23 protein-coding genes are annotated in these 20,089 nt (G+C 41.9%); 17 read left to right on the plus strand and 6 right to left on the minus strand.

From position 1 onward, the window contains the following. Positions 1 to 56 precede the first annotated feature (56 nt). The 6 genes from CP948_RS06040 (at position 57) to CP948_RS06065 (ending at position 6,023) form a co-directional block, all read left to right on the plus strand. A complete protein-coding gene (locus CP948_RS06040) occupies positions 57 to 1,097 on the plus strand; it encodes a hydrogenase small subunit (RefSeq protein WP_096602402.1) in 1,041 nt (346 codons plus the stop codon). A gap of 1 nt (position 1,098) precedes the next feature. Continuing rightward, positions 1,099 to 1,770 carry a hypothetical protein gene (locus tag CP948_RS06045; RefSeq protein ID WP_096602404.1) on the plus strand — a complete coding sequence of 224 codons (672 nt, stop codon included), beginning with the start codon at positions 1,099 to 1,101 and terminating at the stop codon, positions 1,768 to 1,770. Between the two features lie 12 nt (positions 1,771 to 1,782). Next, positions 1,783 to 3,093: a (Fe-S)-binding protein gene (locus CP948_RS06050; RefSeq protein WP_096602407.1), complete on the plus strand. Its 1,311-nt coding sequence runs from the start codon at positions 1,783 to 1,785 to the stop codon at positions 3,091 to 3,093. After that, positions 3,090 to 4,769 carry a nickel-dependent hydrogenase large subunit gene (locus CP948_RS06055; protein WP_096602409.1) on the plus strand — a complete coding sequence of 560 codons (1,680 nt, stop codon included), beginning with the start codon at positions 3,090 to 3,092 and terminating at the stop codon, positions 4,767 to 4,769. The genes CP948_RS06050 and CP948_RS06055 overlap by 4 nt, the downstream gene beginning before the upstream one ends. 104 nt (positions 4,770 to 4,873) lie before the next feature. Continuing rightward, entirely contained in the window at positions 4,874 to 5,479 is a 606-nt protein-coding gene (tmk, locus tag CP948_RS06060) for a dTMP kinase (protein WP_096602411.1), read from the plus strand. Between the two features lie 4 nt (positions 5,480 to 5,483). Beyond that, positions 5,484 to 6,023: a DUF4416 family protein gene (locus tag CP948_RS06065; protein ID WP_096602413.1), complete on the plus strand. Its 540-nt coding sequence runs from the start codon at positions 5,484 to 5,486 to the stop codon at positions 6,021 to 6,023. Here the strand turns inward: CP948_RS06065 and murI are convergent. From murI to pdo, 5 genes are read right to left on the minus strand one after another with little or no spacing between them, the layout of a single operon-like run. After that, positions 5,967 to 6,734 carry a glutamate racemase gene (gene murI, locus CP948_RS06070; protein ID WP_096602415.1) on the minus strand — a complete coding sequence of 256 codons (768 nt, stop codon included), beginning with the start codon at positions 6,732 to 6,734 and terminating at the stop codon, positions 5,967 to 5,969. The two genes, CP948_RS06065 and murI, sit on opposite strands and share 57 nt — an antisense overlap. After that, positions 6,731 to 8,065: an acetyl-CoA carboxylase biotin carboxylase subunit gene (gene accC / locus CP948_RS06075; RefSeq protein WP_096602417.1), complete on the minus strand. Its 1,335-nt coding sequence runs from the start codon at positions 8,063 to 8,065 to the stop codon at positions 6,731 to 6,733. The genes murI and accC overlap by 4 nt, the downstream gene beginning before the upstream one ends. A 10-nt stretch (positions 8,066 to 8,075) precedes the next feature. Next, on the minus strand, positions 8,076 to 8,846 hold the full coding sequence (locus CP948_RS06080; protein ID WP_096602419.1) for a DUF3108 domain-containing protein: 771 nt from the start codon (positions 8,844 to 8,846) through the stop codon (positions 8,076 to 8,078). Next, positions 8,810 to 9,133, minus strand: coding sequence for a tetratricopeptide repeat protein (locus tag CP948_RS06085; protein WP_096602421.1), 324 nt, complete (start codon positions 9,131 to 9,133; stop codon positions 8,810 to 8,812). The genes CP948_RS06080 and CP948_RS06085 overlap by 37 nt, the downstream gene beginning before the upstream one ends. Beyond that, on the minus strand, positions 9,130 to 9,798 hold the full coding sequence (gene pdo / locus CP948_RS06090; RefSeq protein ID WP_096602423.1) for a protein disulfide oxidoreductase: 669 nt from the start codon (positions 9,796 to 9,798) through the stop codon (positions 9,130 to 9,132). The genes CP948_RS06085 and pdo overlap by 4 nt, the downstream gene beginning before the upstream one ends. A 126-nt stretch (positions 9,799 to 9,924) precedes the next feature. Between pdo and CP948_RS06095 the strand changes: the two genes are divergently transcribed. The 7 genes from CP948_RS06095 to CP948_RS06120 are packed head-to-tail and all read left to right on the plus strand — an operon-like array spanning position 9,925 to position 14,836. Beyond that, on the plus strand, positions 9,925 to 10,404 hold the full coding sequence (locus tag CP948_RS06095; RefSeq protein WP_096602425.1) for a peroxiredoxin family protein: 480 nt from the start codon (positions 9,925 to 9,927) through the stop codon (positions 10,402 to 10,404). A gap of 38 nt (positions 10,405 to 10,442) precedes the next feature. Beyond that, complete coding sequence (locus tag CP948_RS06100; protein ID WP_096602427.1) at positions 10,443 to 11,126, plus strand: YggS family pyridoxal phosphate-dependent enzyme; 684 nt, start codon at positions 10,443 to 10,445, stop codon at positions 11,124 to 11,126. Positions 11,127 to 11,147: 21 nt separating this feature from the next. Further along, positions 11,148 to 12,380, plus strand: coding sequence for a glutamyl-tRNA reductase (hemA, locus tag CP948_RS06105; protein WP_096602429.1), 1,233 nt, complete (start codon positions 11,148 to 11,150; stop codon positions 12,378 to 12,380). Beyond that, positions 12,346 to 12,618: an Lrp/AsnC family transcriptional regulator gene (locus CP948_RS06110; RefSeq protein WP_245810100.1), complete on the plus strand. Its 273-nt coding sequence runs from the start codon at positions 12,346 to 12,348 to the stop codon at positions 12,616 to 12,618. Before hemA ends, CP948_RS06110 begins: the two co-directional genes overlap by 35 nt. After that, positions 12,615 to 12,788 (plus strand): hypothetical protein, encoded by a 174-nt coding sequence (locus tag CP948_RS08870; protein WP_180764099.1) that lies wholly within the window; start codon positions 12,615 to 12,617, stop codon positions 12,786 to 12,788. Before CP948_RS06110 ends, CP948_RS08870 begins: the two co-directional genes overlap by 4 nt. Then, entirely contained in the window at positions 12,760 to 14,046 is a 1,287-nt protein-coding gene (gene murA, locus CP948_RS06115; RefSeq protein ID WP_096602433.1) for a UDP-N-acetylglucosamine 1-carboxyvinyltransferase, read from the plus strand. Before CP948_RS08870 ends, murA begins: the two co-directional genes overlap by 29 nt. Next, positions 14,039 to 14,836: a Gfo/Idh/MocA family oxidoreductase gene (locus CP948_RS06120; protein WP_096602435.1), complete on the plus strand. Its 798-nt coding sequence runs from the start codon at positions 14,039 to 14,041 to the stop codon at positions 14,834 to 14,836. Before murA ends, CP948_RS06120 begins: the two co-directional genes overlap by 8 nt. Here the strand turns inward: CP948_RS06120 and CP948_RS06125 are convergent. Then, the gene (locus CP948_RS06125) at positions 14,790 to 16,139 is read right to left on the minus strand and encodes a sigma-54 dependent transcriptional regulator (protein ID WP_096602445.1); all 1,350 of its coding nucleotides are present in this window, start codon (positions 16,137 to 16,139) and stop codon (positions 14,790 to 14,792) included. The two genes, CP948_RS06120 and CP948_RS06125, sit on opposite strands and share 47 nt — an antisense overlap. Positions 16,140 to 16,273: 134 nt before the next feature. On the opposite strand from CP948_RS06125, the gene CP948_RS06130 reads away from it, so the two are divergent. The 4 genes from CP948_RS06130 to CP948_RS06145 all read left to right on the plus strand — a co-directional run. After that, entirely contained in the window at positions 16,274 to 18,916 is a 2,643-nt protein-coding gene (locus tag CP948_RS06130) for a phosphoadenylyl-sulfate reductase (protein WP_096602437.1), read from the plus strand. Beyond that, complete coding sequence (locus CP948_RS06135) at positions 18,897 to 19,190, plus strand: hypothetical protein (RefSeq protein WP_096602439.1); 294 nt, start codon at positions 18,897 to 18,899, stop codon at positions 19,188 to 19,190. Before CP948_RS06130 ends, CP948_RS06135 begins: the two co-directional genes overlap by 20 nt. After that, complete coding sequence (locus CP948_RS06140; protein WP_096602441.1) at positions 19,183 to 19,932, plus strand: sulfite exporter TauE/SafE family protein; 750 nt, start codon at positions 19,183 to 19,185, stop codon at positions 19,930 to 19,932. The genes CP948_RS06135 and CP948_RS06140 overlap by 8 nt, the downstream gene beginning before the upstream one ends. Continuing rightward, positions 19,932 to 20,089 (plus strand): SAM-dependent methyltransferase (locus CP948_RS06145; protein WP_245810101.1); only part of this gene is annotated, 158 nt, incomplete at its 3' end. The genes CP948_RS06140 and CP948_RS06145, both read left to right, overlap by 1 nt.

Here is a 20,089-nt window from a genome sequence, read left to right on the forward strand (position 1 = left end):
ACATAAATCATATTTTGAATATATTTATATAATGAACTATCATTCAGGAGGCGATTATGGATAGCCTGTACCACATTTATAGACGGAGAGGATACACAAGGAGGGACTTTTTAAAATCTGCTCTTTTGTTGACGGCAATTCTTGGCTTTCCACCATCTGCTTTTGTTCAAGTTGCTAAAGCCCTTGAGTTAAAACCTAAGCCTGCTGTAATATGGCTTGAGTTTCAGGATTGTGCGGGATGCACGGAATCTTTTATAAGAAGCACGAGCATTTTGCCTTCGGATGTGCTTTTAGACTACATTTCTCTTGAGTACCACGAGACTCTTATGTCTCCTTCGGGCTTCTATGCGGAAGAAGCAAAAATGGAGGCAATAGAAAAGTACAGAGGTGAGTACATACTTGTGGTTGAAGGCTCAGTATCACCCAAAGACAACGGAGTTTACTGTACGGTAGGTGGTAAGTCAAATGTGGAGCTTCTCAAGGAAGCCGCTAAGAATGCCGGATTAGTAATAGCTATAGGGAGCTGTGCAAGTTGGGGAGGTATACCTCATGCAGAACCTAATCCTACCAATGCGGTGCCAGTGAGCCAACTCCTTGATGGCAAAAAGGTAGTGAATATACCCGGTTGTCCTCCGATAGGCGATGTGGTTGTTGCGGTTATAGCCGGCTATGTTATTACTGGGAAGCCTCCAGAACTGGACAGTATGGGAAGGCCTAAAACCTTTTACGGACAGACTATTCACGACAGGTGCTACAGAAGACCCTTCTACAACGCTGGTAGATTTGCCGGTTCTTTTGATGACGAAAATGCAAAGAAAGGGTACTGTCTTTATAAACTCGGATGCAAAGGACCTATCACAAGAAACGCATGTGCTACTATAAGGTGGAACGGAGGATTAAGTTTCCCTATACAATCTGGGCATCCATGCTTTGGATGTTCGGAGCCGGACTTCTGGGATAGGGGGTTTATATATTCTCCCCTCTCAGTAGTGGAGGGTGGATTTGGTTGGAAAAAGGTGCTGACGGGTGTAGCCTTAGGTGCGGTTGCAGGTGCAGTAGTTGGTACGGTTAATAAAAAGCTCATGGAGGGTAAATAATATGAGCGATGTGGCTTTTTATGACTTTGTGCGAGGACCTCTTTTGAAGTTTGCTCTATTTGTGTTTTTTATTGGTATAACCTACAGGTTCTTCAGGGTAGTGTTCTTGGGACTACCAAAGGATTACGCAAAACCTAAAGGAAACCCTTACTACATGGCTCTAAAGAAGATCGTCATAAAACCTACCATGGGTTGGACTTTCAACGAGATATTCTCAAGGAGAGCGGTAAACTTCATAGGTGGTTTTCTTTTTCACTTGGGTTTTTTAGGACTTACTTTTTTCGTGCCAGCTCATGCTTTCTTGTGGCAAGAAATAATCGGTCTACCTATACCTGCAATGCCAAACATAGTGAGTGATGTTCTGGCTTACTCCGCTCTTGGCTCTCTGATAGCTCTCACTATCCACCGTGCGTTGAACCCTGTACTTAGATTGCTTACTGGAAAAGATGAGTATTTGGCTAACTTCCTTATAGGGGCTATACTCTTTACAGGCCTCTTGGCTACCAAGTGGGCAGGTGGAGGCTCTTATGTATGGATACTCTCAACTCATATGCTTCTTGCAGACCTTCTCATACTGTATATACCTTTCAGCAGGCTTTCTCACTTTGTCTACTACTTCCTTTCTGTAGGTTTTATGGGCTGGAACGCAGGCAAGAGAGGTGTATCCTTTTAAAGGAGGTTTGACATGCCTGTAGAATCAAAGGAACAAATAGGACAGGAGGAGGTAAAGAAGTTCTACGAGTTTTGTAAAAAGAATATAAACGCTGAAGTTGCCTCTTACTTAGAAGCCTGTGTGAGGTGCGGGATATGTGCTGAGGCTTGTCTTTTCTACATGGGTGAGAATGTATCGGGAAACATAGACCCTTCGCTTACGCCAGCATACAAGGCAGACCTTTTAAGAGAAATATACAAGGAGAACTACACCTTTATAGGAAGGATAAAAAAGCTGTTGGGTTTTGGTGTAAAGATCACCCCTGAGAACCTGAAAGAACAGGTAAAGCTTACCTTTTACACTTGTACCAACTGCGATAGATGTACAAAGGCATGTCCCATGGGTATAGACACTCCAAGGCTCGTAAGTATAGTAAGAGGTGCATTGACTTATGCAGGACTTACACCTAAGGACCTTGCGGATGCTACAAACCTTTCCGTAGAAAAGGGAAGCCCTTTAGGTGTGGATGTGCCTACCTTCCTCAATAGAATAGAGTTCATATCGGAGGAGTATGAAGTGGAAATGCCTGTTGATAAAAAGCCTTCGGAATACCTCTATATTCCCTCATCTATTGAGCTTATGAAGTTTCCTTCTTCTGTAGCTTCTGCCGGTAAAGTTCTTAACAAGGCAGGTGTAAGTTGGACTCTTTCCACAATCGCTCACGAGGCTACAAACTTTGGTCTGTTTGCACAAAGCAAAGAAGTCACCAAAGAGATGCTAAGGAGGATTCTTGATGGTGCTAAGGAATTAGGGGTAAAGTACATAATAGCTCCTGAGTGCGGGCATGCTTACCAGTCCATGAGATTTATAGCGCCTAATGTGTTTCCTAAGGATTGGAAGTTTGAGGTACTGAATATAGTGGAATTCATAGATAAGATGATAAAAGAAGGTAGGCTGAGCGTAAAAAAGAAGGTCCTAAAAGAAAGGGCAACGTTACATGACTCCTGTCAGATAGGAAGAAGGGGAGGTGTCCTTAGAGAGCCTAGAAGAATATTGAGTATGCTTGCGGAAGACTTTAAAGATTCAGTTCTCATACCTGAGCACAACATATGTTGTGGTGGTGGTGGAGGTGTGCTTGTTATAAAGGATGCAGATTACTATAGACAGAAAGGATTTATCTCCAAGATGACCCTATTTGATAAAGTTGGTGCAAAAACCATTGTATGCTACTGTGCCAATTGTATGCTTGCTCTTAACAAAAGCAGTCAGGAATTAAAGAGAGATTATGAGTTTGTAAGCATTGTGGATCTTGTAGCGTCCGCTATAGAGGAGGAAGAGGCATGAAAAGGCTTGTGGTAGACCCAATAACAAGAATAGAAGGGCATTTGAGAATTGAGGCTGTGCTTGAAGGGAACAGAATAAAGTCCGCTTATTCTTCTGGCACCATGGTCAGAGGGATAGAGATAATACTCAAAGGTAGAGACCCAAGAGAGGCATGGGCTTTTGCTCAAAGGATATGTGGTGTTTGTACCACCGTACACGCCTTTGCTTCCATAAGAGCGGTAGAAGATGCCTTAAAGATAAAAGTACCCAAAAACGCCTCTTTAATAAGAAAACTTATGATAGGCACACTGTTCGTACACGACCATGTGGTACACTTTTACCACCTTCACGCGTTGGATTGGGTGAACCCACTGGAGGCTTTAAAAGCTGACCCTGCAAAGACTTCCGAATTGGCACAGAAGCTATCGGATTACGGAAAGTCCTCACCCTCTTACTTCAAAGAAGTGCAGGATAGGATACGCCAGCAAGTAGAAAGGAGACAGCTCGGTATATTCAACAAGGGCTACTGGAAACACCCAGACTATAAACTACCACCAGAAGCAAACCTTATGGCAGTAGCACATTATTTAGATGCTCTCAACTGGCAGGCACAGATAGTGCAAGTACACACCATATTCGGTGGTAAGAACCCACATCCCAACTTCGTGGTTGGTGGTATGGCATGTCCCATAGACCTCCAGAGCGATACAGCCATAAACATGGAAAAACTCGGAAAAGTAAAAAGCCTCATAGATTCCATGATAGACTTCGTAGAAAAAGTGTACCTTCCAGACCTTATCGCCATTGCGAGTTTTTACAAACACTGGTTTGAAAAAGGTGAGGGTTTAGGCAACTTTTTAGTTCTTGGAGAACCAGAAGGGGATTCTCACCATGAGGGCAGATTTTTCATACCACCTACCTTTATAAAAAACAGGGAAATAAAGAATTACGAAGATGTGGATTACTCTAAGATAGAAGAGTATGTGACACACAGCTATTACAAGTATTCACTTGGAGATGAGAAGGGACTCCATCCCTTTGAAGGTGAGACGGTTCTAAACTATACGGGTCCACAACCACCTTACGAATACCTGAATGTGGAGAGTAAATACAGTTGGCTTAAAGCACCAAGATACGCAGGCCTTCCTGCAGAGGTGGGACCCCTTGCAAGAATTTTAGCTCTTTACGCAAGGGACATGCTTGGCAGTCGAGAGCTTGTGGATTCTCATCTTGCAAAACTTGGGATTCCCTTCCAAGCCATGTATTCAACTATGGGTAGAACCCTTGCAAGAGGACTGGAAACATACATATACGCTCATGCCATGAAAAAGTGGTACGACGAGCTTTTAGAAAATATAAAATCAGGAGACACGAAGACTTTTAACGGTGAAAAGTGGGAGCCATCTACATGGGAGAGAGATGTAAAGGGTTTTGGACTTATGGAAGCGCCAAGGGGTTCGCTTTCTCACTGGGTGCACATAAAGGATGGTAAGATAGCTAATTATCAGGCTGTAGTGCCCACTACTTGGAACGCTTCACCGAGGGATGCAAAAGGACAGCCATCACCTTACGAAGCGTCTTTGGTAGGACATGAGCTTGTAAATCCTGAAGAACCTCTTGAGGTCCTAAGAACCATTCATTCCTTTGATCCGTGTCTTGCGTGCGCAGTGCACCTTATAACTGTATATAATACTTAAATATTCGTATGTGGGAACTGTCTGTTTGTTTTGACAAAGCATCTCAGGAGATGGGAGTAAACAGGAAACTTCTTGTTGCCTTATAAGTTATAATCCTTCAAAGCATGAAGGGATTTCTTATCACCTTTGAGGGTATAGATGGCTCTGGTAAAACTACACAAGCTAACCTTCTTTACGAATATCTAAAGGTGAAAGGTTTTGATGTATCCCTTTATAGAGATCCAGGTGGTACACCCTTAGCGGAAAAGATAAGGGAAGTGATCATGGAGTTTTCCATGGATCCCATTACGGAACTCCTTCTTTTTGAAAGCGCTCGTTCAAGCCTTGTATGGGAAAAAATACTTCCAGACCTGTGTGCGGACAAAGTGGTAATAATGGACAGGTTCATAGACTCAAGCATGGCTTACCAAGGCTACGCAAAAGAAATAAACCTTGGAACAGTCAGCATACTCAACCACATAGCCATCAGAGGTAGAAAGCCAGACCTTACCATCATACTGAATGTAAACCTTGAAACCGCTTTAAGTAGAATAAGACACAAAAAAACCAAGTTTGAAACCCCTGAACTTTTAAAAAAGGTAAGGGACGCATACATTCTTATTGCGCACTCAGAAAAGGAAAGGGACATACGCATAGTTGATGCCAATAGGGATAAGGAAGAAGTTTTTAAGGAGATAGTTTGTATAGTGGAGGATAAGTTGGGCGTTTGAAAGCATGGAGCTTGCTAAACCCATCTTATCAGTGATCTATAAAGAGGAAGAAGTTCTTAGAGAACTTTTACAGGAGCTAAGTGTGGAACACCTCTCTGAGTCCTTTAACTTTGCATCCATACAAAGATACTACTCAAGAGAAATGGGAGAAGGTCTTATGAAGATATTTTTATCCCTGGAGGGTCTTATTAAAAAAGAAGAGCTTGTAAGTTTTAAGTTGTGGGCTATGAAAAAGGAAAAGGAGTTTTCCTTGCATGGCAGAAGACGCCTTAACATAGACCCTGGGTATGTAGACGAGAGCCACCTTATCTTAGCATCTTCCAAAAAGCGCGGAGGAAGGCTTTACTTGGGAAAGGGCGTTTATGCAGAGATAGAGTACCTTTTCCTTTACGGAGGCTTTAGAGCTCTCTACTGGACTTACGCAGATTACAGGGATAAAAGGGTAATGGCCTTTTTTGAAAAGGTTAGGAACGCATTTCTCAAAGAGTTAAAGACTACAAAGCATGGGAACGAGCTGAGGCTTTTGTCCTTCACCGAGTATTAATTCTATCAGGTTTTTTAAGCTGGGAGAGTGATCCGTGAAAAAAAGGCTTAGGCTTGCGTTTCCTTCATTTTTAACCATAGGTGCTATCTCTTCAGTAAGGGCGCTCGCAGAATCTACTACATGTACTTCTCCCATGTACTTTTTTATGGCTGGTGATAGTAGCGGATAGTGAGTACAACCCAATATGAGAGTATCTATTTCCGTGGATTTAAGTTCTCTTAAGTAAAAATCAATCACCTTATCTACTATCTCGCCTTCTATAAGCCCTTCTTCTACCAAGGGGACAAAAAGGGGACAAGCCTTTGCGTAAACTACACTTCCTGCACTTTTAAGACTTTCCTGATAAACACCACTTTCTATAGTGCTTCTTGTACCTATAACACCTATGACTTTATTTTGTGAAACTTCCAGAGCTTTCCTTACGCCGGGTTTTATGACTCCAAATACGGGTATGCCAAGCTCCTCTTTGAGAACTTCAAGGGCATAAGAGCTCGCAGTGTTGCATGCGACTACCAGAAGGTCAATTTCAAAACGCGCAAGAAAGTGTGCACACTCCACACTATAACGCACTATGGTTTCCTTAGACTTTCCACCGTACGGTACTCTTGCGGTATCCCCCAGATATATCAGATCAACTTCTGGAAAGGCAGACCTTATGGCTTTCAGGACAGTAAGACCACCTACACCCGAATCAAAGATGCCCAATCTCACACCATCATCTCCTCTATGAACTTTATGTGATGCCTACCCTCTACAAACTCTCTGGTGGATACAACCCTTTTGTGGAACTCTATGTTAGTTTTTAATCCTCTACCCGAGACTAAAAACTCCTCTAATGCTCTTTTTGCTCTCTTTATAGCGCTCTTTCTGTCTTCTCCCCATACTATGAGTTTGGCAATCAGAGAATCATAATAGGGTGGTACAGTGTATCCGCAGTAGATGTGTGTATCTACTCTCACACCAAATCCACCTGGTAGGTAGAGCTCCTCTATCTTACCGGGTGATGGCATGAAAGTATATGGGTCTTCTGCGTTTATCCTAAACTCTATGGCATAGCCTTTTTTCTCTAAGTTTTTTATGCTGAGCTTTTCGCCTTTGGCTATCTTTATCTGCCACTTTACTATGTCTACGCCCGTTATCATCTCCGTCACAGGATGCTCTACCTGTATCCTTCCGTTCATTTCCATAAAGTAGAACTTTCCATCCTGATCCATAAGAAACTCTACCGTCCCTGCACCTTCATAATCTATAGCTTTGCAGAATTCAATGCTGGCTTCTTCTATCTCTTTGCGTTGCATGTCGCTTATAGAACTGCTCGGAGCTTCTTCTATGAGCTTTTGGTTTCTCCTTTGTATGGAACACTCCCTTTCTCCGAGTGCCACCACATTTCCATATTTATCTGCCAGAATCTGTACCTCTATGTGTTTTGGATTTATCAGATACTTTTCTATGTAAACCCTTCCATCACCAAAGGATACCTTTGCCTCTTCAATGGCTAAGGGTAGCTTTTCTCTTAGCTCTTTCTCATCCCTGACCACTCTTATACCTCTGCCACCACCCCCTGCAGAAGCTTTGATCACCACAGGATAACCTATTTTGTTTGCTATCTCTATTGCGGACTTCACATCAACACACCTATCGCTCCCTGGCAGTAATGGTATGCCTATTTTTCTTGCCAGCTCTTTAGCTCTTATCTTGTCGCCTATAAGCTCAAGGGTTTGTGCGGACGGACCTATGAATATTTTCTTACTTGCCTTTACTATCTCTGCAAACTTGGGATTTTCCGCCAAGAAACCGTATCCCGGATGCACGGCATCCGCACCGGACACTTCTATGGCTGACATGATGCGTGGGATGTCCAAATAACTCTTAACTGCTTCCGCAGGTCCTATGCATATACTTTGGTCTGCTAATTTTACATGCATAGACTCTCTATCCGCTTCTGAGTAAATCGCAACCGTTTTTAGTCCAAGCTCTCTGCATGTCCTTATAACCCTTACTGCTATCTCTCCTCTATTGGCTATCAGAACTCTTTTGATCATAGACTTAACATTATATTGGGTTTTTAAGTATGTTTCTAAGAAGGTACCTATCTCCGCTTATGTTGGTAATAACTGTATTAACGCTACCTATAACAAAGCTTAGGCTCATTTTAACAGGCAAATAACTATCTTCATCAACCCAGAGATACCACTTACCTCTTGGTTTTAAAAGCCCCTTTGTCTCAATGTTGGGATACACTTCAATCATCCTTGTATTGAAAGTTCCCAGGTCAGTATCTATACTCTCTCTTTTTAATACGGAATACGGAAGTACATACTGCTTATCGTCGTAAAACATAAGAATATTACCGTAATTTTTAAGCGCGGAGTCTCTGTAAAGTAAGAGACTCGCAGTGTAAGGTTCTACATACCCTGCTTCTTGATAAACCTTTTCTTCACTTTTTTCTATTTGATCACTGAGCTTTTTGTACTTTACTTCCTTCACATATATCTTTCCATCTTTGAAAGTGTACTCTTGATATCTTTTAAACTCTCCTTCCTCTTGGTAATACTTGAAACTTATGGGCTGAAGAGTACCCTTTTCTATAACTGCCTGTCCTCTGTTGTATACCCTCTTTACTAACTTACCTACGTTTACCGTTTTTACCACACTTGAAACATAAAGTTCTTTGCTTCCCTTATCTTCGTAAGTTATACAAGTCTCTGCAACAGGCAAAAAGACAAAGTATGCTTTATAGCACGCAGTTAGCTTATTTGCAAAAGAGGAAGTGAGTGGTAAAAGGATCAGAAGGAGTAGAGATTTTTTAAGTCCTCTAACCAAGATCTCATCTCCTCTGCCATTGACGGGTGGTTGTGTTTTATGGCTTTTTGTATACCTTCTTGAAGGGTTTGTATAGCCTTTTCGTATTCTCCGAGTTCTTCGTAGCATTTGGCAAGTACCTTGTAGCCTGCTCCCTCATCCTCTTGCATCTGAAGATACGTTTCCATATGCTCTGCGGATTTCATGTAGTCTTTTTCCTTGAAGTACTCAAGGGCAAGGGAGTAATGCACCATAGGGTTGTTGGGATTCTTTTTGAGTAGTTCAAGAAAGTATTCAAGCCTGTTCATTGGTTTTCCCTCTTGAGCTTTTCGTACGCAGATATAACATATCCCAAGAAGGCATTTTCGGGCTGAGCACCTACAAACTCTACAAGACCTCTGTTTATAACTATCTTGGGCACACCTACTACCTGAAATCTTTCTGCAAGATCCATATTCTCGCTGGCATCCACTATCAAAGCTTTTATGTTTTCGTTAGCTAAGGCAAAGTTCATAGCCATAACTGCTGCAGAAGGACAGTATCCACAGGAGGTAGTCACAAAAACCATGATCTCCATAGGTAAGTCTATGCTCTTTAACATCTCTATAGTCTTTTCAGAAAGCTTTGGGGCTCTTTTAGACACCTGAATAATACCCTGCACCAAAGTGCTAAATTCAAGACCAGCAGGTAGTCCTATATACCTTATACCGTAATCCCTCTCCCCTTCTATCACTATTGTAGGAACGCGTTCTATACCATAGGCCTGTGCTACCTGCTTGTCTATGAGAGGAGAGTATATTTCAAGCTCTATTTTTTCAGGTTCTACCTGAGACACTTCCTTCAAAAGGTCTTCCGCAATAGAGCAAGTCTCACAGCCTATTGCTTGAGAGAATAATTTTACTTTGACCTTTTCTTTGAGCTCCTTAGAAAGCAGGTCTTTCAGCTGAGCTCTTACCTCAAGACTAAGAAGCATTTTTCACCTCCTTATAAATATAATTATAATCTTATAATACCCGTCGAGCCAATAAAAATCCTTCCTTCTCTGTATATTACTTTGACTCCTCTACAGAGGCGCATACACCTTATAATTTATACTACTATGCGGTTAAATGTGGGTGATAAGGCTTTAGATTTTACACTTTTTTCTTACAGTGGAGAGAGGTACTCTCTTTATGAGACCCCCGGCTATGTGGTACTTGTCTTTTACAAAGTGACTTGTCCTACATGTCAGCTTACCCTTCCCTTTGTAGAAAGATTGTACAAGCTCTATGGAGATAAGATAACCTTCTACGGTATAGTTCAGGATGGTCCTAAAGATGCGGAGGATTTCGCAAAGAAGTATAGCCTTACCTTTCCTCAGCTTTTGGATTATCCTGACTATAAGGTTTCTGAAAGCTACTCTGTTGAGGTTGTGCCTACCATTTACTTGGTAAATGAGGAAAAGATCGTAGAGTTTGTTAGTTCATCTTTTGTTAGAAAGGAGCTTGAGGATCTTATCAGAAAACTCTCTTCTGTGGCACAAAGCCCATATCAAGACATATTTGAAGGGACACAAGTTCCTGTTTTTAAGCCTGGCTGAAGTTCAAGGAGTAAGCGTTAGTTTAACGCTAAGAAACAATGGATACCTGCAGAAGGTTGGAAGAAGTAGAGAGTAAAATAAGAGATGCCTGTGAAAGGGCAGGAAGAAAGCGGGAGGACGTGCTCTTACTTGGAGCTTCCAAAAGCGTTTCCTTATCAAAAATAAAAGAATATTATCAGTGTGGACTTTCTGTGTTTGGGGAGAACAGGGTGCAGGAGTTTTTAAAGAAGTATGAGGAGCTAAAAGATCTACACATAGACTGGCACTTCATAGGTAGATTACAGAGTAATAAGGTAAAGTACATAATAGACAAGGTAAACCTCATACACTCCTTAGACAGAGAAAGCTTGGCGCATGAGATAAACAAAAGAGCACAAGCTTTAGGCAAAATTCAGGAGGTGCTTATAGAAGTAAATGTAGGAAACGAAGAGTCAAAAGGTGGATTAGAATCAGAAGAACTTCTTAACTTTTATGAGCGCATGCTTGCCTTTAAAAACCTAAGAGTGGTAGGACTCATGTGTATTCCACCATACAGAGAAGACCCAAATCAGGTAAGACCTTACTTTGAAAAGCTCAGAAAGCTCAAAGAAAAGTTAGAATGGGAATTTTCTGTAAAGCTTAACCACCTTTCCATGGGTATGTCCCACGACTTTGAGGTAGCTATAGAAGAAGGCGCTACCATAGTACGAATAGGTACTTTACTGTTTGGAAAGAGAACTTAATCAAGCTTATATTATTATGTGATGGAGCGCATATTTGTATGGGGTCTTAACTTTAAAACCGCCCCCATAGAGTATAGGGAGAGACTTGCCTGTAATAAGGACGAGAGCGCTTACCTGCTTAGAGTTCTCAAGACTACAACAGGTGTAAAAGAGATAATGCTTCTATCTACTTGCAACAGGGTGGAACTATACACTGTTGCTGAACATTATGATGCTGTAAACGAGCTGGTGGATAACTTAACGGAAATTAAAGGTGTAAACCCAGATGTAAAAAGGTATTCTTTTCTTTTGAAAGGAAAGGAGGCTTTATCTCACATATTTAGGGTAGCCTCAAGCCTTGACTCCATGGTTATAGGTGAAACGCAGATAACTTCTCAGTTCAAAGAGGCTTTCCGAATTGCAAAGGAAACGGGCACTACTGGAAAGATCATTAACAGGCTTTACGAAAAGGCTCTAAGAACTGCAAAAAGAGTAAGAACAGAAACGGGCATAAGCAAAAATGCGGTATCTGTAAGTTATGTTGCTGTTGAGCTTGCAAGAAAGATATTTGGAGACCTAAAAAAAGCAAAAGTACTTCTTGTGGGTGCTGGCGAGATGGGGGAGCTTTGCGCCAGGTATCTTAAAAAGCTTCAAGCGAGTCTTTTTATAACCAACAGGACTTACGAAAAGGCAGTGGAGCTTGCACAGGAGCTTGAAGGACATGCCCTTAGATTTGAGAGCCTTGAGGATTACCTTCACGAGTTTGAGATAGTCATACTCTCCACAAGCTCCAAAGAACCTATACTGAAAAAAGAGACTGTCAAAAAAGCTATAAAGCTGAGGAACTACAAACCCATGTTTATCATAGACATATCCGTACCAAGAAACGCAGACCCTTCCATAAACAACTTGGATGAGGTTTTCCTTTACAACATAGATGACCTCAAAAGCGTGGCAGATAAAAATCTGTCAGAGAGGTTAAAAGAGAAAGAAAAGGGAGAGATCATAGTTTGGGACGAAGTAGAAAAGTTTGTAAAGTGGCTTGAACTTCTCAAGGTAGAAAACTATATCATAAAGATAAAGGAAACTTGGAGTGATGTGGAGCTAAGAGAGCCCAAAGTAAGAAAGCTTATCCACTCTGCCATAGAAGAGATAAGAAAACAGCCCTCTCTTGCGGAAAGATTGTTTAAAATATTCGTTCAGGAGGTAGATAATGGAGACACGCTCAGAAGGTTATCCTATGTCCATAACAGAGCTGATGGAACTCGAATCTGAATATTCCATAAAGGCTTACATACTCATAAAGGCAGACCCAAGAGAGATACCTTCCATCATGTTAGCTCTTTCCACCTTTGAGGGGGTAAAAACGGCGGATGTGGTAACAGGACCGTATGACATAATAGTCTTTGCGGAACTTCGCAATCAAGATGAACTGGGTAGGTTAGTTATAAACAAGATACATTCCTTAGAAGGTGTAAGGGAAGCTCTCACCTGCGTAGTGGTTAAGATATGAGATATCCACAAGTAATGGAATACGAAGACAGAATAGTAGTCATATACTCTTCTGAAGAACCTGCTTACAACCAAGAGGACGATGGGGTTATGCTTTACTATTCAAAAAAAGGAGATATAGTAAAAATTATAATAAAAAAAGATGATAAACACCACATCATATACTTCTGAAAGTCTTATCATAAAAGGAGGTTGTAAGCTAAAGGGGAAGGTAAGAATCTCAGGTTCTAAAAACGCATCCTTACCCATAATTATGAGTACGCTGCTTACCAATAAGCCCTGTCATATAGAAGATGTGCCAGACCTGCTGGATGTTAAAAACAGTGTGGAGCTTTTGCGTTTGCTTGGTGCAGAGGTTATACAAAGCTCTACTTCTCTCGCTGTTGATGCATCAAAGGTAAACAGTTTTATCGCACCTGATCACTTAGTAAGGAGGATGAGAGCGTCTGTGCTTGCCATGGGACCCCTTTTGGCACGCTTCAAAAAGGCGGTGGTTGCAATGCCAGGTGGCTGTTCCATAGGCATAAGAGCTATAGACCAACATCTGAAAGTCTTTGAGAAGGCAGGGGCACACATAAAGGTTCAGCACGGATACATTCACTTAGAACTAAAAGACATAAAACCTGTTGAATACACCTTTGAAGTGGTCACTGTGACAGGCACAGAGAACGCTCTTATGTTCCTAAGCATGTGTGAAAAAAGGAGCATACTTAGGAATATAGCCATAGAGCCAGAAGTTATGGACTTGATAGAAGTTTTAAGAAAGATGGGAGCAAACATACAGGTGGAAGGTAGAACCGCCATAATTAGGGGCAGTTCTGAACTTGGAGGCTTTACTCATAGAGTTATACCCGACAGGATAGAGGCTGGTACTTTTCTAGTAGCGGGTTTTATGACTAAAGGGGACATAGAGCTTGAAAATGTCCGCGTTGACCATCTTGGTAGTGTCATAGAGAAGCTTAAAGAAGCAGGAGCGTGCATAGAAGTGTGTGGAACTGATAGGATAAGGGTTTATTCAAAAGGGAATAGCATCAGACCCCTTTCTATTTCTACTTTGGAGTATCCTGGTTTTCCCACAGATATGCAGGCTCAGTTTATGTCTATGTGCTGTTTGGCAGATGGTTGGTCAGATATAACGGAGAACATCTTTGAAAATAGGTTTCAGCATGTGGCAGAACTAAAAAGAATGGGTGCGGACATACATGTAAAGGGTAGAACTGCTTTCGTAAGAGGTGTAGAAAAGCTCACAGGTGCAGAGGTTTTCTCTACGGATCTTCGGGCTTCTGCCAGTTTAGTGCTTGCGGGCCTTGTAGCAGAAGGAGAAACTATTGTGAGAGATATATACCATCTTGATAGAGGCTACGAAAGACTGGACGAAAAGCTAAGAAACCTTGGAGCGGTAGTTGAGAGGCAAACATCATATGAATGAGCATATACTGATCGTAGGTCTTGGGAACATGGGTAGGAAGTATCTTTCCAAGTTGGAAGAGCTGGGACACAAGCTTGTAGCTTGCGACATAGACCCTCAAAAGGCTACAGATAAGCACCCTTTTTACTGCCACCTGGGTGAAGTGAAAGAAGAGCTAAAGGCAGTCATAGTTGCCATAGATCCTATAGCGCATGTTAGCGTATCAGAAAACTTTTTAGAAAAGGGAATTCCCGTTCTTCTTGAAAAACCACCCGCTCTTAGCACAGAGGAGTTTGAAAAAATATACCACTACCCTAATCTCTATGTGTCCGAAATAGAAACCTTCTCTTCGTGCTTGAATTTTTTTCCAAAAGAGGTAGAGAACATCCAGATAGAAAGGTTAGGAAAAGGAAAAGGCTACATATCCCCCTTGTGGGACCTTGCTTGGCATGACCTTTACTTGCTTCAACTGTTTTTTGAAGACATCAAGATAGAAAAGCTTACCGTCAACAAAGTATGGGAACTTCACGGCAGGATGGATGATGTGCCTTTTTCTATAAGGACCGCATGGCAGTATCCAGAACCATCACGAAGATGGATCATAAACGGTGGTCAAGTAATACTTGATTTCGCAAGAGAAGAGGTATGGGTAGGTAATAGGCTCATTCATAGGGAAGAAAAAAGGGACAAGTTAAGACTAATGTTAGAGAGCTTTATAAAAGGGAACTTTGATCACAAAAGCAGAGAACGAGCTAAAAAGAACCTTATGCTTTTGGAACACACTGAGCGTCTTCCTGCAACATCCTTTTGAGGGTTAACCTATTTATACCAAGCGTCTTTGCTGTCCTTGAATAGTTTCCTTTCAAAAGAGAAAAAGCTTCCTGCACAATGGTTTTAGAAAGCTTATCCATAAGAGTGTAGTATATGTTGCTCTCTCCTTCTCTTATTAGCCTTCCAACTTCTCTTCTTAGCGTATCCTCAAGGCTGTAATTTTCGTAATCTTGGGTTATGATATCAAGATCTTCTTCTTTTAGAACCGCTCCGGTGCAAGAGCTTATAGCTCTTGTAAGTGCGTTTTCAAGCTCCCTCACATTGCCTGGCCAGTTGTAAGACAAAACTTTCTTTAAAAATCCCTCCGTATAGCCTATTATTCTTTTACCTGTTTCCCGCGAGATGTTCTGTAATATACAATCTACCAGCAACGGTATGTCATCCTTTCTCTCTCTAAGGGGTGGTATGTGGATCTCTGCTGTGCTTATCCTGTAGTAAAGGTCTTCTCTGAATTTACCCTCTTTTACGAGCCTTTTAAGATCCTTGTTGGTGGCACTTATCAATCTAAAATCGCAGTGTATCTCTTTGGTGCTTCCAAGCCTTCTAACTTTTTTTTCTTGCAATACCCTTAAAAGTTTAGGCTGTAAGTGTAAAGGTAAGTCCCCTACCTCGTCCAAAAAGAGAATACCGCCCTTTGCAGACTCTATGAGCCCTTCTTTGCTTGATATGGCTCCTGTGAAAGCTCCCTTTTCGTATCCAAAAAGTTCTGCCTCAAGTAGTTCCGAAGGCACTGCAGAACAGTTTATCGCAACAAAAGGTCCGTTCCACCTTCTGGATGTCTTCCATAATGCCTTTGCAAAGACCTCCTTCCCCACACCCGTCTCACCAAAGAAAAGCACAGGAACATCAAGAGAAGCAGCTTTACCTACCTTTAAAAGCACCTCCTTCATCTTACCTTCAGGGTTTCCCACTATGGAACAGAGCTCTTTGCACAGCTCCCCAGAGACCTCTTCCTCTCGCTTGTGAAGGTATATAATCCTCTGAACTTTCTGAGAACTGTCCAACTTTTGAAGTAGCCTTCTTAGCCTTTCCTCGTCTATGGGTTTGAGCAGAACATCGTAAAATCCAAGGCTTACAAGCTTTATTGTGTAGCCCGGGATGCTTTTAGAGGTAAGTGCTACTGGTATGTTTTCTCCATCTTTTAGGTCTGGGAGACTTGAAAGACCTACAGTGTCTATATCTACAAGCACAAAGGCGTTCTCCAATTCTTCTGGAAGTTCCTCAACTTTTTGAAAACCTTCAACTCTCAAGCTTGGGTCTGTGGTGTGCAGTAGCCTTTCCATGTTTATAGAATATACAATCTGATTACACAACATACATGATATCGCTCACATTTTATACGCCGTTTACCCTTTTCCCCACAATCTTTCCTTTGGCACAAAGTTTGCAAAATGTTCACCGTAGGAGGTTGAGAAGTATGGAGAGAGAAATTTTGGAAATAAACCCAAGAGAGAGGTTAAAGGCGGAAAAACATCCTTTGGATATTCTTTCCGAGCTTCCTGAGATAATAAAGAAAGGATACGAAGAGACACCAGAGGAAGACCTTGTAAGGCTACAGTGGTATGGACTTTACCATGACAAGCCAAGAGTAGGACACTTTCTCCTTAGGGTTAAGGTGCCAGGTGGTATTTTATCTGCAAAGCAGGTAAAGGTGTTAGGAGATATAGCTTATAGGTTCAACGACTATGCGGAGCTAACCTTAAGACAGGATGTACAGCTTCACTACATAAGGTTAGAAGACCTTCCGGAAGTTTTTGAGAGACTCAAAAGCGTGGAACTCTTTCCTGTAGGAGCTTGTGGTGATACCGTTAGGAATATTACCACATGCCCCCTCTGTGGCGTAGAAAAGCACGAGCTTTTTGATGTGGTGGATAATATCTACGAACTTGAGGAATTTTTTCATAACCCAGAAAATAGAGAGTACTTTAACTTACCCAGAAAGTTCAAAATAACCCTTTCCGCATGTCCTTACCACTGCAATATGCCAGAAATGCACGACCTTGCTTTTGTGGGAACCATCTTAGAAGGCACTGAAGGTTTTGCAGTGTGGGTAGGAGGTGGTCTATCCTCCACACCCAGAATAGCGCGAAAGCTTGGCATCTTTGTGGAAAAGGATAAAGTACTTGAAGTAGCAAAAGCTGTAGTGGACATATGGAAGGAAGATCCGGAAAACAGAAAATCCTTTGTGAAGGCAAGATTCAAGTACATGGTGGACAGGCTGGGTGTTGAAAGGATAAGAGAGATGCTTTTAGAAAGACTCAGCTTTCTGCCAGCAGTCCTTGAACAAGAGCCAATACCTGTAAAAAGATACTTCCACACGGGTTTGGGAGAACAGAAACAAAAAGGCTTTTACTACTTAGGAATACCTGTCCCAGCAGGAAGGGTAAAGGGAAGTCAGCTTTTAAAGCTAACTGAGCTCATGGAAAAGTTTAACCTTTCCCTCAGGATCACTCAAAGACAGAACTTGGTGCTGGTAAATATTCCAGAGGATAAGCTTGAGACGGTAAAGGAAGAAGTAAAAGGGCTTGGCTTTCATCTTGATGTGAGCGAAACCAGAGCTGTATCGGTTGCCTGTACCAGTGATCCCTTCTGTAACTACTCGGTAGGTCCTTCTAAGGAAGCACTTTTAGAACTTCTTGAATATCTTGAGAGGGAACTGGGAAGGATAGAGAATATAACTATAGGTGTTGATGGGTGTCCTCATGCCTGCGCTCACCATTGGCTAAACGATATAGGCTTGCAAGCAACACACCTTAGACATCCAGATGGCTCTGTAGAGACCACTTACAATTTAGTTCTTAGGGGAGGGTATGGAAAGTATGCAAAGGTAGGAAAAGTCATTGCTAAAAAAGTCTCACTTGAAAAGTTAAAGGTTTACCTAAAGAACCTTATCCTTGCCTTTAGAAACTCGGAATTTGAAGATTTTTACTCTTTTGTAAATTCCAAAAGTGATGAAGAGCTCATCAGTATAATGTCCGCCAAAGCTCTGGAAGATAAGAAGCTTGTTAAGATAAGCATATTTGGTCCGTTAAGTCGTTTTTCTGGGGGGCTTACTGAGATTGAAGTGAGTGCTCCAACTGTACGTTCCGCTCTTGAATTTCTTGAGAAGGAGTTTGAAGGCTTTAGAGGGAAGCTTTTTGATGAACAGGGGAATCTAAAGCCTTTTGTGAAGGTTTTCCTTAACGAGGAGGACATATCTTATCTGAAGGGGCTTGATAGCGAGCTGAAAGAGGGTGATCATATCATGCTCTATCCCGCTCTTGCTGGAGGTTCTCACACTTTTGATGAACTTGAACTGCACGAGCTTGCTATAGAGTTTGAGGATAAACCTCCACAGGAACTTATCTCCTGGGCTATTGAAAACTTTCATCCTAAGCTTTATATAGCCTTCAGCGGTCAGGCAGAGGATACGGTACTTTTGGACATGGCTTGGAGGATAAACCCAGAAGTTAGGGTTTTTACAGTGGACACAGGGAGATTACACGAAGAGACATACAGACTTATTCAGGAGATAGAAGAGAGGTACAACATAAGAATAGAACTTTACTTTCCTTCCGCAGGTGATGTGGAAGAGCTGGTCAAAAAGCACGGTATCAACTGTTTTTACAGGACGGTTGAACTCAGACATCTGTGCTGTCATATAAGAAAGGTAAGACCGTTATTGAGAGCTCTTTCTCAGGTGGACGCTTGGATAACAGGACTTAGGAGAGAGCAATGGGCTAGCAGGCAGAATATTATGAAAATAGAAGTAGACCACGACCATGGGCAGATAGTGAAGATAAATCCCCTTGCAGACTGGAGCGAAAGGCAGGTATGGGAGTACATAAAGAAAAACAACCTACCTTATAACAAGCTCTACGAGATGGGATATAGAAGTATAGGGTGTGAACCTTGCACAAGGCCAGTGGCACCTTACGAAGACCCAAGGGCTGGCAGGTGGTGGTGGGAGAAGGACGCTCCAAAAGAATGTGGTATGCACTGCAGTATAGAGACAGGTGGTTTTGAAAAGATAGCGGACAAGCTGATAAAGGAGGAGAAAGATGGCCATAAGAGTTCTTGAAAAAGTGAATGAGAAAAGCTTAATAAAAGAATTAACATTAAGGGGTTGGAAGGAGGGGAAATTCAATGGAAAGCAAGCTATGTTTAAGGAATTTGAAACCTACCTTTGGGTTGCAGTAATAGAAGAGTATCCGTACTTTCTATCTCTCCCAAAAGAAGAAAATTCCAAGGTGCATTCGGGGGGTATGAAAGAGTTAATGAAGGAAGTAGAAAAGCTTTCTCATAAGATGGGCTTTTCTTTACCTATAAAGCCAGGAGGAGGACATCATGTTTGAATACGCCGTGTTTGGCTTCTTCATAGCCTTTGCCATAGGATTAACTGGTGTAGGTGCTGGAACTCTTACTGCGCCTCTTCTCATCTTGCTTGGCTTAGATCCTGCAAAAGCAGTCGGTTCTGCCCTTGCCTTCTCTACAGTGGTGAAGTTTCCAGCGGTGCTTACTCATGCCGTTTACAAAAATTTGGATTATAAAACCCTTCTTCTTATGCTTGTGGGAGGAGTTCCTGGTACACTCTTGGGTTCTCTTCTTCTCAAACTGTTTCATGACCCCTTAGGATTAAAGAAGCTTCTTCTTTTAGTCATAGGTATCACCATAATATTTTCTGTCCTTTTAAACCTACTTATGATTTGGAAAGGTAAGAGGTTTGACTTAAGCAGGTATAAATACCTTTTACCTGTAGCTTGCTTCTTAATAGGCCTTGAAGTTGGTTTTACATCTGCTGGTGCTGGAGCTTTAGGTATGGTATTGCTCTTATACTTTACAAAACTGAGTCCTGCAAGAGCGGTTGGTGTGGATATAGCCTTTGGTTTAGCTTGCTCCTTTGTAGGTGGTACCTCACACTTTTTACAAGGTCATACAGACACGGGAATATTTCTTCCCATGTCCTTAGGTGGTCTCGCTGGAGTGTTGCTTGGGACTCATTTAGCAAGGACCTTAAATCCCAAGCCTCTAAGAATAGTTATATCACTGTTGCTTGTTGCAGTTGCCATAAACCTTATACAAAAGGGTTTGAGATGATGGGTAAAGTGTACATAGTAGGTGCAGGACCAGGAGATGTGGAACTTTTAACCCTAAAGGCGTACAAACTCATAAAATCTGCAGATGCCATACTTTATGACAGACTCATAAACCAAGAGATACTGTCCCTTGCAAAGCCTAACTGCGAACTCGTGTA

The organism is Hydrogenobacter hydrogenophilus, from assembly GCF_900215655.1.
Lineage (GTDB): Bacteria > Aquificota > Aquificia > Aquificales > Aquificaceae > Hydrogenobacter > Hydrogenobacter hydrogenophilus.

Coding starts and splice junctions, on each gene's coding strand:
- CP948_RS06040 (WP_096602402.1), top strand. CDS start 57: ATGGATAGCCTGTACCACATTTATAGACGGAGAGGATACACAAGGAGG.
- CP948_RS06045 (WP_096602404.1), top strand. CDS start 1,099: ATGAGCGATGTGGCTTTTTATGACTTTGTGCGAGGACCTCTTTTGAAG.
- CP948_RS06050 (WP_096602407.1), top strand. CDS start 1,783: ATGCCTGTAGAATCAAAGGAACAAATAGGACAGGAGGAGGTAAAGAAG.
- CP948_RS06055 (WP_096602409.1), top strand. CDS start 3,090: ATGAAAAGGCTTGTGGTAGACCCAATAACAAGAATAGAAGGGCATTTG.
- tmk (WP_096602411.1), top strand. CDS start 4,874: ATGAAGGGATTTCTTATCACCTTTGAGGGTATAGATGGCTCTGGTAAA.
- CP948_RS06065 (WP_096602413.1), top strand. CDS start 5,484: ATGGAGCTTGCTAAACCCATCTTATCAGTGATCTATAAAGAGGAAGAA.
- accC (WP_096602417.1), bottom strand. CDS start 8,065: ATGATCAAAAGAGTTCTGATAGCCAATAGAGGAGAGATAGCAGTAAGG.
- CP948_RS06085 (WP_096602421.1), bottom strand. CDS start 9,133: ATGAACAGGCTTGAATACTTTCTTGAACTACTCAAAAAGAATCCCAAC.
- pdo (WP_096602423.1), bottom strand. CDS start 9,798: ATGCTTCTTAGTCTTGAGGTAAGAGCTCAGCTGAAAGACCTGCTTTCT.
- CP948_RS06095 (WP_096602425.1), top strand. CDS start 9,925: ATGCGGTTAAATGTGGGTGATAAGGCTTTAGATTTTACACTTTTTTCT.
- CP948_RS06100 (WP_096602427.1), top strand. CDS start 10,443: ATGGATACCTGCAGAAGGTTGGAAGAAGTAGAGAGTAAAATAAGAGAT.
- hemA (WP_096602429.1), top strand. CDS start 11,148: ATGGAGCGCATATTTGTATGGGGTCTTAACTTTAAAACCGCCCCCATA.
- CP948_RS06110 (WP_245810100.1), top strand. CDS start 12,346: ATGTCCATAACAGAGCTGATGGAACTCGAATCTGAATATTCCATAAAG.
- CP948_RS08870 (WP_180764099.1), top strand. CDS start 12,615: ATGAGATATCCACAAGTAATGGAATACGAAGACAGAATAGTAGTCATA.
- murA (WP_096602433.1), top strand. CDS start 12,760: ATGATAAACACCACATCATATACTTCTGAAAGTCTTATCATAAAAGGA.
- CP948_RS06120 (WP_096602435.1), top strand. CDS start 14,039: ATGAATGAGCATATACTGATCGTAGGTCTTGGGAACATGGGTAGGAAG.
- CP948_RS06125 (WP_096602445.1), bottom strand. CDS start 16,139: ATGGAAAGGCTACTGCACACCACAGACCCAAGCTTGAGAGTTGAAGGT.
- CP948_RS06130 (WP_096602437.1), top strand. CDS start 16,274: ATGGAGAGAGAAATTTTGGAAATAAACCCAAGAGAGAGGTTAAAGGCG.
- CP948_RS06135 (WP_096602439.1), top strand. CDS start 18,897: ATGGCCATAAGAGTTCTTGAAAAAGTGAATGAGAAAAGCTTAATAAAA.
- CP948_RS06140 (WP_096602441.1), top strand. CDS start 19,183: ATGTTTGAATACGCCGTGTTTGGCTTCTTCATAGCCTTTGCCATAGGA.